This window comes from Exiguobacterium sp. s192 (assembly GCF_018618795.1).
Lineage (GTDB): Bacteria > Bacillota > Bacilli > Exiguobacteriales > Exiguobacteriaceae > Exiguobacterium_A > Exiguobacterium_A undae.
On the sequence record NZ_JACSMS010000001.1, the window covers coordinates 803,321 to 817,789 of the forward strand.

17 protein-coding genes are annotated in these 14,469 nt (G+C 44.6%); 12 read left to right on the forward strand and 5 right to left on the reverse strand.

The annotated features are described in order from the left end of the window. Positions 1-200: 200 nt before the first annotated feature. Positions 201-665, reverse strand: a complete 465-nt coding sequence (locus KNP87_RS04235) for a GNAT family N-acetyltransferase (protein WP_214720936.1) — start codon at positions 663-665, stop codon at positions 201-203. 14 nt (positions 666-679) lie between these two features. Then, the gene (locus KNP87_RS04240; RefSeq protein WP_214720937.1) at positions 680-1,117 is read right to left on the reverse strand and encodes an NUDIX domain-containing protein; all 438 of its coding nucleotides are present in this window, start codon (positions 1,115-1,117) and stop codon (positions 680-682) included. Positions 1,118-1,278: 161 nt separating this feature from the next. On the opposite strand from KNP87_RS04240, the gene KNP87_RS04245 reads away from it, so the two are divergent. The 4 genes from KNP87_RS04245 to KNP87_RS04260 are packed head-to-tail and all read left to right on the forward strand — an operon-like array spanning position 1,279 to position 3,971. Further along, positions 1,279-1,749 carry a GNAT family N-acetyltransferase gene (locus KNP87_RS04245; RefSeq protein WP_214720938.1) on the forward strand — a complete coding sequence of 157 codons (471 nt, stop codon included), beginning with the start codon at positions 1,279-1,281 and terminating at the stop codon, positions 1,747-1,749. Positions 1,750-1,770: 21 nt separating this feature from the next. Then, positions 1,771-2,340, forward strand: a complete 570-nt coding sequence (locus KNP87_RS04250; protein ID WP_214720939.1) for a hypothetical protein — start codon at positions 1,771-1,773, stop codon at positions 2,338-2,340. Positions 2,341-2,382: 42 nt separating this feature from the next. Further along, the gene (locus tag KNP87_RS04255; RefSeq protein ID WP_214720940.1) at positions 2,383-3,066 is read left to right on the forward strand and encodes an ABC transporter permease; all 684 of its coding nucleotides are present in this window, start codon (positions 2,383-2,385) and stop codon (positions 3,064-3,066) included. A 2-nt stretch (positions 3,067-3,068) separates the two neighbouring features. Next, positions 3,069-3,971 (forward strand): ABC transporter ATP-binding protein, encoded by a 903-nt coding sequence (locus tag KNP87_RS04260; RefSeq protein ID WP_119922904.1) that lies wholly within the window; start codon positions 3,069-3,071, stop codon positions 3,969-3,971. 120 nt (positions 3,972-4,091) lie between these two features. On the opposite strand, the gene KNP87_RS04265 is transcribed toward KNP87_RS04260, so the two are convergent. Then, positions 4,092-5,741 carry a M3 family metallopeptidase gene (locus KNP87_RS04265; protein WP_214720941.1) on the reverse strand — a complete coding sequence of 550 codons (1,650 nt, stop codon included), beginning with the start codon at positions 5,739-5,741 and terminating at the stop codon, positions 4,092-4,094. A 246-nt stretch (positions 5,742-5,987) separates the two neighbouring features. Between KNP87_RS04265 and KNP87_RS04270 the strand changes: the two genes are divergently transcribed. Genes KNP87_RS04270 through KNP87_RS04285 form a run of 4 tightly spaced genes read left to right on the forward strand, consistent with a single transcriptional unit; the run spans position 5,988 to position 7,776 of the window. Then, on the forward strand, positions 5,988-6,194 hold the full coding sequence (locus KNP87_RS04270) for a helix-turn-helix transcriptional regulator (protein ID WP_119922902.1): 207 nt from the start codon (positions 5,988-5,990) through the stop codon (positions 6,192-6,194). After that, a complete protein-coding gene (locus KNP87_RS04275) occupies positions 6,191-6,886 on the forward strand; it encodes a DUF3169 family protein (protein ID WP_119922901.1) in 696 nt (231 codons plus the stop codon). The genes KNP87_RS04270 and KNP87_RS04275 overlap by 4 nt, the downstream gene beginning before the upstream one ends. 18 nt (positions 6,887-6,904) lie before the next feature. After that, entirely contained in the window at positions 6,905-7,339 is a 435-nt protein-coding gene (locus KNP87_RS04280; protein ID WP_026833002.1) for a hypothetical protein, read from the forward strand. After that, positions 7,333-7,776, forward strand: coding sequence for a hypothetical protein (locus KNP87_RS04285; protein ID WP_233550636.1), 444 nt, complete (start codon positions 7,333-7,335; stop codon positions 7,774-7,776). Before KNP87_RS04280 ends, KNP87_RS04285 begins: the two co-directional genes overlap by 7 nt. Positions 7,777-7,810: 34 nt before the next feature. Here KNP87_RS04285 and KNP87_RS04290 read toward each other — a convergent pair whose 3' ends face one another. Continuing rightward, positions 7,811-8,323: a GNAT family N-acetyltransferase gene (locus KNP87_RS04290; protein ID WP_026833004.1), complete on the reverse strand. Its 513-nt coding sequence runs from the start codon at positions 8,321-8,323 to the stop codon at positions 7,811-7,813. Positions 8,324-8,437: 114 nt separating this feature from the next. Between KNP87_RS04290 and KNP87_RS04295 the strand changes: the two genes are divergently transcribed. Further along, the gene (locus tag KNP87_RS04295) at positions 8,438-9,643 is read left to right on the forward strand and encodes an MFS transporter (protein WP_026833005.1); all 1,206 of its coding nucleotides are present in this window, start codon (positions 8,438-8,440) and stop codon (positions 9,641-9,643) included. 299 nt (positions 9,644-9,942) lie between these two features. On the opposite strand, the gene KNP87_RS04300 is transcribed toward KNP87_RS04295, so the two are convergent. Continuing rightward, positions 9,943-10,590 (reverse strand): hypothetical protein, encoded by a 648-nt coding sequence (locus tag KNP87_RS04300; RefSeq protein WP_026833006.1) that lies wholly within the window; start codon positions 10,588-10,590, stop codon positions 9,943-9,945. Positions 10,591-10,742: 152 nt separating this feature from the next. Between KNP87_RS04300 and KNP87_RS04305 the strand changes: the two genes are divergently transcribed. The 3 genes from KNP87_RS04305 to KNP87_RS04315 all read left to right on the forward strand — a co-directional run bounded on the left by KNP87_RS04305 (position 10,743) and on the right by KNP87_RS04315 (position 14,370). Further along, complete coding sequence (locus KNP87_RS04305) at positions 10,743-11,036, forward strand: hypothetical protein (protein ID WP_026833007.1); 294 nt, start codon at positions 10,743-10,745, stop codon at positions 11,034-11,036. Positions 11,037-11,058: 22 nt separating this feature from the next. Further along, the gene (locus tag KNP87_RS04310) at positions 11,059-11,937 is read left to right on the forward strand and encodes an NAD-dependent epimerase/dehydratase family protein (protein ID WP_026833008.1); all 879 of its coding nucleotides are present in this window, start codon (positions 11,059-11,061) and stop codon (positions 11,935-11,937) included. 231 nt (positions 11,938-12,168) lie between these two features. Beyond that, positions 12,169-14,370, forward strand: coding sequence for a putative bifunctional diguanylate cyclase/phosphodiesterase (locus KNP87_RS04315; protein WP_214720942.1), 2,202 nt, complete (start codon positions 12,169-12,171; stop codon positions 14,368-14,370). Positions 14,371-14,469: the final 99 nt, after the last annotated feature.

Here is a 14,469-nt window from a genome sequence, read left to right on the forward strand (position 1 = left end):
CCTGTTTTCAATGGAAATAATCACGCTCAACATAAAACACCTTGTCTCCAATGGAAACAAGGTGCCGCTTATTTATTGGCAATTTTGCGTAACAAATACAGTGCGTAGATAGCTGCCGGGACGGCCATGAACTGAACAAACAAATGCAACAGTCCGAAGATAAAATTCAAATCCGTGAAATCCATTTTTGGTCCCTTCTTTCAACGTAATGATTTTGCGACGACTTGCCGCATTTTTTCAAAACCGAGCCGCTCGTAAAAAACATCGACTCCGTCGTTGCTCATCCAGTAATCGAGATCAATCTTATGTATACCTTGCGCGAGTGCCCGTCGCTCGACTTCAAGCAATAACTGACGACCAAATCCCTGCTGCTGTTTGTCATCGACAATACAAAGATGATGGACACGGACTTTGGTATTGGCAAAGTTGAAGGCACTTTCCGGACGACGGAGGTATTCGATCCAGACGTATCCGATGGCTTCTCCGTCCAGTTCCGCGACTAAAAACTGATGTTGATCCTTCCCGACCATTTTCGCAAAAAACGCCCGGACCGTCGCAAAGTCGTACGGTTTAAAAAAGTCCGGCTGTTGCGCGACATGCGGTTCATGGACGTAGCGGTTCAGCCGGGCCAGTGTATCCAGATCCGTTGTTTCGATAATCTGCATGCGTGTCCCTCCACTCAATGGGTGATTTGTCCGTTGAAGACGTACGGTACCGTCTGCTGCGTCGTCAAAATCTGTTCATATTCTTTCGACAGGTTCATGAACTGGACGGCGTCCGCAATCGTCACCCACGAAATTTCCTCAATCTCATCCGGGAAAATCGTACCGAGTTCGCCCCCGCGAATTTCGGACTGGAAAAAGAAGAACAGACAATGTTCATCGACTTGCGGGAAAAAGGCTTCGCTGACGTGCAACAGTTCCCCGACCGCAACGTCATAACCGGTCTCTTCTTTCGCTTCCCGGACAGCTGCTTCCGGTAACGTCTCCCCGGCTTCGACTGTTCCCCCTGGCAACGTGTAATACGAATAAGATGGTCCGATGTTTTTGACCATCAAGACCTGATCCCGTGTCTCGTTTAATAAGACGTTATAGACGATATTTTTTTGGCGTGTCATGCTCATTCCCCCTTAGACCAATAGATGGTATTTTTTAACTTATCTACTATACCATAGTCTTTTTCAGGCAGGGACAGTCCTCTATAAAAAAGGAAAAATAATTCCATGCGAATGACCTTATGGTAAAATAATTCCATTACGTTAATAAAAGGAGGATTAGGATGATTCATTTGGAACCGGCAACCGACAGCGATGCTCTTGCTTTATTTGAACTGCAAGTCGCAGCGTTCAGTCCCTTGCTTAAGAAATATCAAGATTACGACACGAACCCTGCCAATGAAACGATTGACCGGGTCTATGCACGGATTCATCATCCGACAAGCACGTTCCTAAAAATCATCGCGGACGGACAGCTCGTTGGCGCGATCTGTATTCGCTGGAAAGAAGACGTTCATTTCCGGATCAGTCCGCTGTTTTTGGCACCGGATGCACAAGGTAACGGATTTGCCAAACAAGCTATGCTGCTCGCGGAAGCCCGTTATCCGCAGGCCGTGACATGGGAACTGTCCAGTCTCTTCCAAGAGACGAAGACATGCCAGTTGTACGAAAAGATGGGTTACGTCGAAACCGGTGTCCGGAAACCGCTGACTGCCAAAGCGACGCTGATCCAGTATCAAAAAATCATGGCCTGAAAAAGGAGTACACGAATGTCGATGAAAAAAACAATATCTGCTGCTTTATTGTCCCTTGCGCTGCTCGTTCCGTTGTCACCGGACGCGATTGCTGAGACAAAGGGACCTTCGACGCAGCAAAAAAATGAGTTGTATCAACAATACGAAATCGTGATTGAATCCGTGAATCAACGTCATCCGGACGGTGAGCTAGAGTTAGCCCCGATCTATGCCTTTCGGGATGAAGACTGGCGTCCGATCGAGGAGTTCAGAAAAATCGCCAAAAAGCGGAGTACGTTCAGGATCGCTTTGACATCGGACGAGAAACAGGCGGTCAAACCGGAACAGTCAAGTGAAATTAACGTCATAGCGGATATTACGACCAATTACAGTCAAAGTGCCGAACGTCAACTCTGTTCGGATACGGTCTCTGTTACGTCCGAATCCCGCACCAAAGGGACCTGGGTTCAAAAAGGCTATACAGCAACACGAATCGATGCCAATCAAACCTACGAAATCAGTCTCGGCGGTTACTATACGATGGACGGAATCGTGACGGGACATATACCAACAATTGAATTCCATTGCGGACGGACCGGTGAAATCAGCTGATCCGTTTGATTCCACCCCAATACATATCCATAGGAGCTTAATATGATCCCCATATTGAAAAATGAGTTTTTTCATACGTTTAAAAGCTTTAAGTCTGTCGCGATTGTCCTGTTCTTTACCTTGACGTCGGTTGTGACCGCCTCTTATTTGACCAACCATCCGGAATTACTGGGCAATTTCGACAGTCAAGCTGCCTATACCTCGAGCATCAAGTTCTTGATTTTCTTCTTCGGTTTCTTGTTTGTCTTTGCGGTTTCGCACGACATCATCAACCGTGAGATTGACTATCAAACCATTCGACTGCTCGTCAGTAAAACATCACGTTTTAATATCATCCTCGGTAAGTTTTTAGGCTCGTTTTTATTTTGGATTGGTGCCATTTCGATCAGTTTTTTGATTGTTTCCCTCTATGCCCGGTCGTGGTTTTTACTCGATTATCTGACGGTCTGCACCGTCCTGTTTTTCATCACGTGTTTAAACATCTTTTTATCGACATGGATTTCACGTCCCAGCATGACGATGTTCGTCGGAATCTTACTCGGGATTCTCTGTCCGATTCTCGGATTTTGGGCTGCCTTTTCGAGCAACTGGTACTTGCTGCCGTTTAAGTATCTGTTGCCGTACTACTATGTCGTGGAATCAAACGGATATCTCGTCATACCGTTCGTGATCGGCATCCTGTTTCTCGCAGCATCTTATTTTATGTTCAACAGAAGGGATTTGTAATCATGCTCGCAATTGAAGTGAACGATCTACATAAACGTTATGCCGGCAACGACGTGTTGAAAGGGATTCAACTTCACGTCACACAAGGGGAAATCTTTGGTTTTCTGGGGCGTAACGGTGCCGGCAAGTCAACGTTCATTCATATCTTGACCGGCATCACTCAACCGACGAGCGGCTACTTCTCAATTTTAGGGGAAACTCATCACCAGATGGAGAGGATCAAACAGAAGATCGGCGTCATGCCGGATACGTCAAACCTTTACCAACATATGAAAGCACTCGACTTTTTAAAGTACATGGCCGCCTTAAAAGGAGATACCAGAAGCACAGCCGAGTTAAGTCAATTGCTGGAACAAGTTGGCTTACCTTACGTCGAAAAACAAAAAATCAAGTCGTTTTCCTTCGGGATGAAAAAGAAAATCAGTATTGCACAAGCTTTGCTCGGCAATCCGGAACTCATTTTTCTCGACGAACCAACATCCGGTCTTGATCCGGAGTCCGCCATCCTGATTCAACAGTTGATCCTCACTTTAAAAGAGCAGGGCAAGACCATTTTCCTGACGTCACATAATCTGACGGAGATCGAAAAAATTTGTGATACCGTCGCCATCATGACGGACGGGATGATTGCCAAAGTCGGTACGGTGGCACAATTAAAACATGCAGCGAAAGAGACGATCCACGTTCATCTCCGCACGAATCCCTCACTGGACGCGATGAGATTACAGGAATGCGGAATCAATGACGTCCAGTTCATTAAACACGATCAAGCAGTCAGCGTCATCGAAGTGAACGAGGAGGAAGTCATTCCACTCTTGATCGAACGATTGACCGCCCAGCGCGTTAAGATTTACGAAGTGAAAATCGAGGTCACCTCGTTAGAAGATGTCTTCATGGCAGTTTAAGCAGACAACCCCCACTTCCTGATACGGAAGTGGGGGTGTTTTTGAACACACATGAGTCAGACAACTGCTTACTAGTACTCAGGAAATTAAATATTTCATGGTACCCACATTTAAAAATAGTTAATGGTTTTTAAAATGTTGCAGCTTGTCGATTTCTTCTTGAACAAAACAAATGAGTGCTTGCATCTCGTGTTCAGAGACATCAAATGACACGCCCGCCAACGCATAGACTTCTTTGACTGAGTGTGTGCGGGTCGCACGGAGCGCTGTTTTAAAAGCTTCGATGGTTTGTTGCGGTTGCTCTTTGTATTTCCGATACATCTGTAAGGCCGCAATTTGCGCCATCGCGTACTCAATATAATAAAAGGGTGTCTCAAACAAATGAATGATGCTCAGCCACTCCTCCCCTTTCCACCTCGAGAGTGTCCTCCAGTCGATGGCGTTGGAGTCAAACCGGTCGCGTAAGGAGGCAAACTGTTCATTTCGTTCTTCAACGGTATGTGCTGGATTTCGATACAACCATTCCTGAAACTGATCGACGATGATGGTTTGAGGTAAAAACTCGATGACCAGCCTGAATTGCTCGAGTTTTGCCTTCCGGACATGTGCTGCATCTTCAATCGCCAGATGCCAAAACTCCATGGAAAGTAGTTCGAATGTCATCGCTGCGAACTCCGCTACTTCCATCGGGATGTGCTGAAAGTTGTCCGGCGCGTCTTTCATTAAATCATGATGGACCGCATGTCCCAGTTCATGAATGAGAATGACCACATCATCAAATGTTTGTGTTCGATTCATGAAAAGAAACGACGTTTCAGACTCCGGGAGGAATTCACAAAAACCGCCACCCGCTTTATGGGCTCTTCCTTCAAGATCTAGATGCTTTTGAGATTTAAGTTCTTCCAACACTTTATGAAAAGATGGATCCAGATTACTTAAAATTCTTCCGACCGTCTCCAGCAGACTTTCAACAGATGTACTTGCCGTCTCTTGGACGTCCGAATACGGAGAGATCCGTACATCCCACGGGCGAAGTTGTTGTTTCCCCAAAAATCTGGTTTGTTCCTCTTGAAATACTTCTTTCAGCGGCACGATATGCGTTTGGACAGCCAATGCCAATTGCAGACATTCTTTCGAGGTATAATCAATCCGTCCCAATTCCATGAAGGCATATGCCACATAATTTTCAAGTTCCAGATTTTTGGCTTTCCCGTGGCGTAATCGAATCAGCTCTGAAAAAATACTCTGAAGTGATTCGGCGTGATGTTGATAGGAAAGATGAATCGCCCGGTAGGCAGTCTCGCGTACGCCTTCATCGGATTCAAAAAGTAATGCTGTTAAGTCATGGATCAAGACAGCTTCTTCATCCATGGATTGCAGACTCCCGATGAATTGGATGTATCGGTTGATTTGTTCATCCTCTTGCTGACGGATCAAGATGTTTTTGTCTGAAAACGATGTTTGTTGGTGCATTAAAATGGTTTGCATTCGTGTATTTTCAATTGCTTCGCCGTGCTTCTCGAGACAGATATCGTACAGTCTTTTTTTACAAACTGCCAAGAGCGGTTTGATGTCACGCTGCACCTCTTTCAGCCGGTTTTCGTATTGTTGATTTGATGTATCCCTTTGAAAATCAATCGATGCCCAAATGACCATTTCATCATATTTATGAATAAACGCTCGACTCTGTTCAATGAATCGAGGAAATGTGTCCGCACTCTTCATTAACTCATTAAAATCATTTTCTAGTTTGCGCTTTACGGTCTTCATCTGTTTCCCCCTTCATCGTATATACTCTCTACTGAACAATCCAAGTGTATAAACCAAATTTTGTTAAAATCATCATTATTCTATATATGACTATACGATTATTTGAGGCCGTTTTCTAGTTCGTGAAAATCTGTCGCTGTCTTTTCCTGACAAGTTTTTTCTATAATGACTAGTTTCATTATCTTTTTGACTATTATCGTTGTCATTAAGACAAGTATCGTTTACAATTCAAGTGAGGTGAAGGAAATGAAATCAAAAGTAAAGGAACTACGGGCACGCCATGGATGGAATCAAACAGAACTGGCAAAACGCGCCAATATTTCACGCCAGACAGTCAGTTTGATTGAGCGGGAGGAGTTCATGCCGTCGCTTCTGATTGCCACTAAAATTGCCCGGGTCTTCGAAACGACAATCGAGGATATCTTTCAATTCGACGAGGAGGAGTTACTGTGAACAAAAATCTACAGTTGATATTACGGATGCTTGTTGGCGGCGCTATTGGATTTTTCTTGATGTACTGGATGTTGAGCAGTCCGCTCGAGGGAATCGCCTTTTCAGAGTACAGCGTGTGGGTCAATGGCTTTTTGCTTGTTGTCCTGATCGGCTTACTTCTGTTTCCACTGATTCGTTATCGGCAAATTCAACGCCTTCTCCACCAACCGTTGACGGGAGACGCGGAAGACTCGGCTGATCAACAGATGTATCGCTGGTTCAGTGATGGCACACTGAGTTTAAACCTAGTGCTTCCGCTTAGTCTTGTATTGGTCAGTGTGAATTTAGTGCTCGATCAACAGCTTTCCTTAGTCGTGACTGGCTTCGTCGCAATGGGTGTCGGACTGATTGGTTCGATCCGGTTTCAGGCGCTGGTTCAGCACATGTATCCGGAACGGAAGCTTCCGGACATCAGTGAAACGGATTATGCCATGAAACTCCTCGCGGCATCGGATGACGGGGAAAAACACGTCATGCTCGAAGGACTGTACAAAACACATTCTCTTGTTAATATGATGCTGATCGTTGGAATCATCTTGCTGCTCTTCTACTCGCTGTCGACGTCGAGCTCTCAGCTATTCAGCATTTTCGTCATTACCTCCATCTTGATGGTCAGTAACGCAAAATATTATCTGACGATTCGTAATCGTTAAAAGGAAAGGAAAAACATCATGCTAAAAAAAATGGCTACTGTCGTTCTGACATCCGTTTTGATTTCCGGTGTTTTAACCTGCTGGTCTTATACACCAATGTCGGAACGGGCAAGCGATACGATGTATTCATCAGCGAGCGGCATCTTTGTTCTTCATTTGATGTATACCCTGCCCATTCTACTGGTTTCCGGGGTCTTGACGGATGTGCTAATCGGGAACAGATCAAAACATCTTTTTTCGACCCGGCTTCGGTTTGTCATACAGGCCGTTTTGTATGTCCTGTCGGGCGTCTTGATTGGAACGATTTTAATCCTGACATTTACGAAAGAGGCTTTTGAAGTCCCGGTTTCCCTAACGATTGCCGGAGGTTCCGCCCTGCTCTACTATCTCGTAAACCAGCTGATTGAACGAGCCTTCCGGCGTGTTCATAAAAAGGAGACTCCTGTATGTTGAACAAAATGTTGAACAAATTATTCGCGGCCGCTCTGACCGCAATCGCCACTTCCGGTATATTGACGTTGGTTTTATCCGTTTATGCATTTTTCGAAGAATCAGATGAAGATGTCTTTTCCGTGGCTTTTGATTATTTTCTCATTTACACGTTCTATTCGTTTCCCGTCATCTTCATTTCAGGAATCCTCGTCGATTGGCTGAAGAAACGATTTGTTACATTCTTCCCTAAGCACCGGAAAACAGTCCCTTTGTTGTATGGTGCATCAGGCAGTACAATCGCCCTGGTTATTGTTTTACTAAATCATAACGGAGCCGTTCGGTTCAGTGAACTGTTGTTCTTGCTGCCTTTCCTGATGCTTTGCGGCGCATCAGCGATTCTGTATTTTTGGATTTCGCATAGGATTCTCAAAAAATCGTATAATAATCCTAAAAAATGACTCGCGGTTAAAACTACCGGAGTCATTTTTGACGTCAGTCGAGCATCGTCCGTTTGAACTGAATAAGCATCATCCGTTGACCGTTCAGTTCGACTTCTACTGCTTTGCTTTCTTGTTGGAATCCGTTACCTGTCAGGATTTTTTGCGAAGCGATGTTTCCATCCGTCGTTTTTGCTTGAATTTCCTTGATATCAAGTTTCCGACATTGTCCAATCAACAGCCGGACGGCCTCTTTGGCAATCCCCTTACCCGTATGATTTTGTCCGATCCGGTACCCAAGTTCTGCCCGTTTCGTAGTTACATCCCAATCGACGAGATTGATACGACCGATAATTTCTCCGCCTTCATCTTTGATCAGGTAAAAGAACGAAGTGCCATCTCGCTGTTCCTGCAAAAGCGACGCATGGCGTTGCTTAAACATCTCAGGCATGTAATAGTCATCTCCGCGTGACGGAATCGATTGTTCAAAATATGTGCGGTTCTTGAGTTCAAATGTATATAACTCTTCTGCGTCCAGTGCCGTACAGGTCTTCAACTGAATTTTCATATCACTCCTCCTAACTCCCTAATTATTCCTTTGTAATTCCATATATTATCATTATAATCATATAAGATACAGTTTATCACCGATTCATCACTACAGGTCAAGTTAGGAAACAGCATGTTCATCAAACGAAATCATCATAATTTAGCTACTCATAACGTCCGTGTCTTTTATTTCATCACCTTGTTCGGTACGATCAATCTCCTCGATCCGGTCATCACCTTGTTTTATTTTCATCGTGGCTTGTCGGCATCTGACATTCTGATCATCCTCTTCATGTATTGTGCCGCGACGTTAGTATCGGAAATCCCGACCGGTGCCTTTGCCGATCGCTTTGGACCAAAAGCATCGTTTTTAACCGGCAGCCTGATCAGTATTTTCTCAACCAGTCTGTTGCTGGTCGCAGACAATCTCTGGTGGTTTTCGATTCAGGGACTGCTGTGGGGATTATCCACGTCCTTCTTTTCCGGTTCAGACGATGCCTTGATTTACGAATCATTAAAGGAAAGCGGTCAGGAAAAGACGATGAGTCAGGTCATGGCGAAGATCTCGTCCGTCATGTTCTCCGTCACGATTTTTACCAGCCTGATCGGCGCCTATCTCGTCCGCGATTTAGCGGAAAGTCAGTTCCAATTTCTGATCCTCATCGGAATTCTCTTCAAAATCATCGAATTCTTCTTGATTTTCAGTCTGATCAATCCTAAATCGTTTGATCAGTTCCGGGACAACCCGTATACCCATGTCAAAAACGGTTGGCAGATCATCCGCCGATCACCGGATCTGATTAAAGTTTTTCTCAACTTCACGATAGTATTGATTCCATCTGTCGTCATTTTCGGAAAGTTTGAGCAACCGTATGTGACGGGAGCCGGACTTCCCGTTGCATGGCTCGGTGTTTTGTACGCAAGCGCCGCTCTACTCAGCATGCTGATCACCCGACATCTCGCGTGGCTGTTGCTCCGGTTTAAACGGACGACATTGATGCAACTGTCCGGCGTCGTCACACTGCTTGCCGTTACGTTGGCCAGTTTCCTGTTTGACAGCTTATGGATCGCCTTAGTGCTCTTTTTTGTCCTCCGGATGCTCCGGTCAATCCGCCAACCGCTTTATTCCGGCATCATCAACGAACATATCCCGTCCGGCAGCCGGGCGACGACGCTCTCCCTGCTCAATCTCGTCGATTCCGCGTTCGACTTAATCATTCTCGGAACGATGTCATTCGTCGCGACTCTTGGATTACCGGCCATCTTTATCGGGTGTGCTCTGATTATTGGAGTGGGTCTGTTGTTTCCGGTGCGGGAGGCGAAACAGCCGGTACAGTAATATTCCTATACTATATAAAAGAAGTCATAAGACACAGTGAGTTAGATTACTGTGTCTTATGACTTCTGCCCGCAAAACAGACGGCACAAAAAAGACAGACGGTTCCCAGGCTGACACCGATAATCATGGCGGAGTCAAAGAAATTTTGAAGTCCGAGTCCGCCTGCAATGAATGCGGAAAACAGCATCAAAAACATGACAGTATAATTTTTTCGCACGTTACGTTCACCTCCGTGTCCAGTAGTATACGATTGAAGTTGCTTCCTTTCCCTTACTTACTTCATTATGTCTTTGTTTGATTCAAAAACTTTTGTTGAGATCGACTTCCCCTTCCCTCACAACACCTTGGTCATCTACATATTCCGTTTTCAGATTCCCGTGTTGGAGAATTTTCTTTGTCTGTAAAACAGTTGCTAATCGTGCCAGATTCTCTTCTTCATTCGGGACACGATTCCGGTTTAGAGTAAAAGTAATGAACGGCAATACTTGAGCGTCCCGGTAAGCCATTGGATTCGACGGTTGGATTTTCAGCTTCCGTACATCCTCTTCCTCATAGATAACCCTATACTCCGTTCCTTTGCCAAAAACTTTTTCCACAAGTGGACGCATATCATCCATCAATTCCTTCGACCACTTTTCTGTCAAAAAGGTATCGGCGACTTCATTCGTCGTTTGATCGACATAGACCAGAAATTCTGTGTCCGTCTTCGCATCATATAGTTGAACCGCATAATCAAACGTAAAATAGTTGCTCATATTGTCATATAGGACACCAAGTACTTTCGCGTCTTTGAAGTGTTCCGCAATATACGGTGTTGTTTCACGTAACACGCGGTCTTCTCCCTCTTCTTCCGGCTCCATCGATTGAACGAACAAAAAGATGACCAATCCCGTCATCACCACCATCACACCACTGACGATCAACAGCTTCTTAACGAATCCACTCATCTTATTCTCCCTTCTATCTTTCCCTAATACTACCACTTTTATCGTTAAATTGACTAAAATCATCCATTTTACCTTTCTAATCGTTCTTGACATCTCTACAATAAGAGTAGTCCGGTTCGAATGATCAAACTTGGCGAAAGTGTGGTGAAGACATGCGACGAAAAATCGGCATCATTCTGATTAGTCTGCTGACCTTATTGGTATTAAGTGGTTGCTCAAATGAACACTATGTCGTTGTCGACGTCACAGGTAATCAATTGTCCTTGGCTCCTGACAAACAGAAACCTGAGGAGCAGTACGCCTTGACCGAAGTCACGATTGACGATCAGACGAAGATTGACGGTCAGACCAACCCATTATCCGCCTTAAAACCGGGGGACATCATCCGGTTCGAATACCGGAAGGACAAAAAACCGCTCGTCGCAACGATCGAACGGGTCAACTGATAGAGGAAAGAAGGTCGATGATTTGAAACTGACAGGAACACGCATTTTGGTGACCGGCGTCACCGGGACGCTCGGCGCACGTGTCGCAAGACGACTGGTGCCGGAAGCACTTGAAGTCCGCGGCTTGATCCGGAATCCCGATCAATTTGCTGCTATGAAGCAACTGGATTTCACACCGGTCCTCGGTGACCTTACCAATCGAGCGTCGCTTCGACAAGCGATGGAGAAGATTGACTGGGTGATCCATTGTGCCGCCTATCTTGGAGAGGACCCGGTCCTCGCGCATCAAGCCAACGTGGTTGGCGTCGAGCACTTGGCCGCTGTGGCACATGAAACGGGGGCACGCATCGTCCATATCTCGACGACATCCGTCTACGGAGAACCGGCGGACGGTCAGTTGACCGAGTCGTCGCCGCTCGCCGTTGACCATCCGGCACCGTACATCGAGACGAAAATCCGCTCGGAACGCATTTTGAACGAGTATGCCGCGCACGGACTCGACGTCCGCATTTTACGGTCCGGTGCCATCTGTGCCGAGCACGATTCCTACTGGGGCGACCGCCAAGTCAAACGGATGCAGGAGGCGGAGATCGTGACTTGGGTCCATCCGGACGATGTCGTGAACTGGATTCATGCCGATAATCTGGCCGAAATGGTGTACCTCGTCCTCACACGCGGGCAAGCCGGTGACGTCTTCCATGCGGTCGACGCCAACATTCCGGAAACCGACTTTCGCATGCGTCTGATTGCAGCGTCGGGCAAGCCGTACCGCATCCCGAACCGGATCGCGGAGCATCCGACCTATTCGAACGATAACATCGTTGCCCTCGGTTACCTGCCGGTTCGTTCGTTTGAAGAAACGATGGCCAGGTTGGTCTATATGTTTCAATCTCCTGTATGAAACAAGCTCACGTCTGCTTCATTTAAATGGTTCCTTTCATTCCTGCAGTACCTATTAAAAAGACATGATCTTTGTGATCAGTGTCTTTTTTTGTTTTTGATGCCCCACTTTTATATCTCTAAAAATGATTCTTCAGATTTATTTGAATTACAATATCGAAATAATCCCTCAAAAAGCCGATATACTATTGAACTGCAGGTGTCTTATCAACAGCTTAAAGGAGGTTTTAATTTGAGAAACTTGAAATTCATATCTTTTTTAAGTCTTATTTTTATTTTTTTATCATTCGGATTTCACTTATTGATATTTGAAGGACCGTCCTGGAAGCGCGTGTTAAATTTAAATAGTATTCAATTAACGGTTGGATTGTTAAGTACTTATTGGCTGTTTAAGACATTCCGACGTGCAGCAAAGAAGGACCAACCCTTTTGGCTATTTCTCTCCGGAGGAACATTTTTTTCAGCGTTCGGGACATTCATTTGGATAGTGATTATGTTACGTTCTCACACCGTTCAAACGCCCGTTTTTTCGTCAGTACTTTGGATTTGTGCTTACTTTCTTTATTTCAGTGCTTTGATCTTTAAATTACGTAAGGATAGTACCATTTTAGCAAATACGACGTATTTCTTTAACATGGCCATCTACATGGTGGCGGCGAGTTCAATTAGTTATTTTTACTTACTTCATCCGCTTTACCATCTGCAAAAAGAGTCTTTTTGGTTAAATACCATCACTATATTGTTTCAATTTGCTGATTTAGGCATTTTATTTTTCATTGTGACTGTCGGTTATCTAATACCATTTGATCGCAAAAACCATACCTTGATTTTTCTCGTTATTGGATTATTTCTACAGGTAGCGGGAGATGTGATTTTTGCCCAACTCACCATCGAGAATACCTATGAAGCCGGTAAACTGGTGGATTTTATGTGGACACTTGCTTTATTGTTCATCGGATTTACAGGCCTTCACTATGCACCCACCCAATCACAGCATACTTTAAAAGTTAAAAGACCTTTTTTCAAACGAGAATTTTTACTTCCTTATACAATTATTCTTCTTTTATCTTTTTTAATGATTAAATCGTATGAATGGCATCTAAATGCTTTGAGTATCGGATGGTTTACCATTTTTACACTCATCTTGATTCGACAAACCCTCGTTTTAATAAAAAATAAGCGCCTGTTGACGGAACTTGAGGATGTCGCATATCGGGATCGTTTAACTGGTATTGGTAACCAGGCGGATTTTATCCGGTCGACCCCTGAACTTAAGCAATATCCCGACGCATCGATTGCAGTTGTAGTGGTTCATTTGGATCGATTTAAACAATTCATGGATGCCTTTGGTTATCATGTGGGAAATCAAATCATCCAAGTCATGAATAGTAGATTATCCGTCATCCTTCCGAAAGGGGTCCGTGTATTTCGGACGAGCGAAAATGAATTCACCGTACTACTTCCTTACGAAAAAGTAGAAACGCTTCATGAACGATGTAACGAGATGATTGCTTTTTTACGGACCACTATGAAAATTGAATACCATGAGATTAGCTTGGTCCCCCGAATTGGAATCAGTTTATTTCCTGTTCACAGTGACGATTTAGAAGAGCTTCAAAGATTAGCAAGCGAAGCCTTGTATCATTCACAAAATAGAACGCATCATCTGTATACTTTTTATGATGCTTCGTTCACTTCACGGCTGGCACAGCATTTAGAAATGGAGACCCATTTGCGAAATGCACTACAATCAAATCAATTTGAAGTGTATTACCAACCGAAAGTTCATTTGTCGACCGAAAACATTGTGGGTATGGAAGCATTGATACGATGGAAACATCCGGATTTCGGATTCATCTCACCCGCTGAATTCATCCCAATCGCAGAAGAGTCCGGATTGATCAATGAAATCGGTGAATGGGTGTTGCGTACGGCTTGTATGTATAATAAAAAACTCCAAACGTCAGGCTTCACGCCACTTCTGCTATCAGTAAATGTTTCATCACTTCAATTTCAGAATCCTCTTTTCAGTGAGAAAGTGGAAACGATTTTAAAGGAAACAGGTCTGGATGCTCAATGGTTGGAATTAGAAATCACCGAAAGTATTGTTCAGGATATCGAGGAAAGTATTTCCATCCTCCAAGACCTTGCTCGATTGGGTGTCGAAACGTCGATTGATGACTTCGGTACAGGATATTCTTCACTCAACGTATTGGAGCAGTTGCCAATCGATACGCTGAAAATTGATAAATCTTTTGTCGATCGACTAGAGGGGGATTCCTCTTCTCCAATCGTCAAAACCATTATTGAGCTAGGTATGAATTTAAAATTATCGATTGTCGCGGAAGGGATTGAAACCTTGCAACAGAAAAAAATCTTGGAACAATACGGCTGTCCGATCGGACAAGGGTACTTCTTCTCACCGCCCGTATAAGCAAAAGCATTCATGGCTTTGCTTCCCGTTCAAGAAACAATGGTTTTAACGGAAATCAGTCATCACTGAGGGCACCAAAAACAGACGATCACAATGATT